Origin of the sequence: Petrotoga sp. 9PW.55.5.1, assembly GCF_003265365.1 — a bacterium.
In the GTDB taxonomy this organism is placed as follows: Bacteria; Thermotogota; Thermotogae; order Petrotogales; family Petrotogaceae; genus Petrotoga.
In genome coordinates, this window is sequence record NZ_AUPM01000006.1 from 1 (window position 1) to 2,019 (window position 2,019).

Sequence of the window (2,019 nt, forward strand, 5' to 3'; positions counted from 1 at the left end):
TAAACTAGAAGAAAGAAAAGAATTAGTGGTGAAATTATTAACAAAAAGATTTGGAAAAGAATTTTCCAAAGAATTGCAAGGCAAAATTCTAAAAACCGATGAAAAAACAATTGATTATCTCATGGATAATCTATTAGAAATAACCATAGATGAATTAAAAGAAATTCTGAAATAAAAGCATAAGACTTGCTAAATAATTATTAATTTACTTTTTGAAAAGATTTAGGTTTAATGCACCTCTTGAGAGGTTTTTGGTTTNAATTCCCCTTTTTGAAGGGGTGGCTGTGACGCTTTTTGTCACAGACGGGGTAGTTGCTTTTGAACTGGATTTTCAATTTGCTAAAAGCAAATTTAAGAGTGACTACCCCGTCTGCAGCATAAAACGCTGCATCCACCCCTTCACAGAAGGGGAATTGAACCAAAATACTTCTTCTTACATCTTTCAAACCTCTTGTTTTCACAGACATTTAATATGATCTAATGTGTTCTCTTGACAAAGAGCAATACGTAGTGTATAATAACTTTGAAATATTTATATTAGTTTTTTTGCCGGGGTGGTGGAATTGGTAGACACGTATGGTTGAGGGCCATATGAGTATTTAAACTCGTGCGGGTTCAAGTCCCGCCCCCGGCACCAAGATAGTAAGAAGGATCGTTTTTAACGATCCTTTATTTTTATTTTTTATTCTTTTGTTAATTTTAAACTTGGGGGTTAAAAACATAAGAATTCATTCGAAAAATGCATTCCCATTTTTTATTGAATTATTCTTATCTTTCGCACTTTTATTACTACTTTCTTTCATCAATAAAGTCTTAGTTATTGTAGGCTTTATACTAATCTTATTTTCCCTATGGCTTGTCGAAAGAGATAATTTAAAAGTTTTTCTCATTGGGATATTCTTATTACCTTCTTTATTTTATACACCCATCGTTCCAAATTCTGAGGTAGGAATCTTAGGAAAAGTCATTGACAAAAGGGGTAATTACTATACTGTTTTTTCAAATAAACTGTATTTCGAAGATGATTGGCATACCTATAGAAATTATTATAAGTTCTATTATGGGCAATACAGTACAGTTCCTATTACAACAGGCAAAGATGTATATATTCATGGCCAAATTCAAGATAATTTTTTAAAAGCTGATTATGTGGCTCCTTCGTACAATAAGTCAATAATGATTATAAAAGATCTTTCAATTAACGCTTTGAATGAAAAAATAGAAAATCAAGAAGCAAGGGATCTTTTAATCAGTTCTTTAATGGGGGGAATAAGAGATAAAGAAGTCTTTCAAAGTACTGGGACTTTGCATTTATTCGCCGTATCGGGGATGCATGTTTACATTATTTATTCTATAATCAGTTTTTTCTTGAATTTTATAATCTTAAAAAGAAATGCAAGACTAGTTATTAATTCGACATTTCTTGTTTTCTACTTGATTTTTACAGGTTTTACACCAAGTTCTGTGAGAGCTGTATTATTGTTAGTAACCTTAAACTTATTTAGATTGTTTGATATTCCTGTTAACTCCTTCAATATTTTAGGGCTTATAGGTTATTTGAATCTTTTAGTCATTCCTAACAACCTTTTGAATGTAAGCTTTCAAATGAGTTATGCAGCTGCGTTTATGATACTTTTTACCACAAACCAGATAGATAATAGAAATTTAAAATCTTTATCCGTTCCCATTGCAGCGTATATTGGAATATTTCCAATTGCATTAATCTATTTTGGCGAAATTTCTTTAATAGGGCTTTTCATAACTCCATTACTAAGTCCCGCTATATCTATGCTTATTATATGCAGCATATCTTCGATAATTCTCCCATTTGAATTTATACACTCTTTTTCGACTGTATTCGCCTTATCAATAAAAAATTTTGTAAAGTTATTTACATTTTTAGAACCCTTTAAATTCGATTCTATCTTAATTCCTTTAATAATATGGGGTATAGTTTTTTTATTATACGTATTATTACTTCAAAAAAACAAAAAAGGCCCCTTATCGATAGAGGCCTTT

The 2,019-nt window shown here is 30.6% G+C and carries 1 protein-coding gene and 1 tRNA gene; both read left to right on the top strand.

Annotated elements, in window-relative coordinates; genetic code table 11:
• The first annotated feature begins 548 nt into the window (after positions 1-548).
• Positions 549-637 (top strand) — tRNA-Leu (locus PW5551_RS01175).
• Positions 638-690: 53 nt separating this feature from the next.
• A partial coding sequence (locus tag PW5551_RS01180; RefSeq protein WP_146738313.1) for a ComEC/Rec2 family competence protein occupies positions 691-2,019 on the top strand: 1,329 nt, incomplete at its 3' end.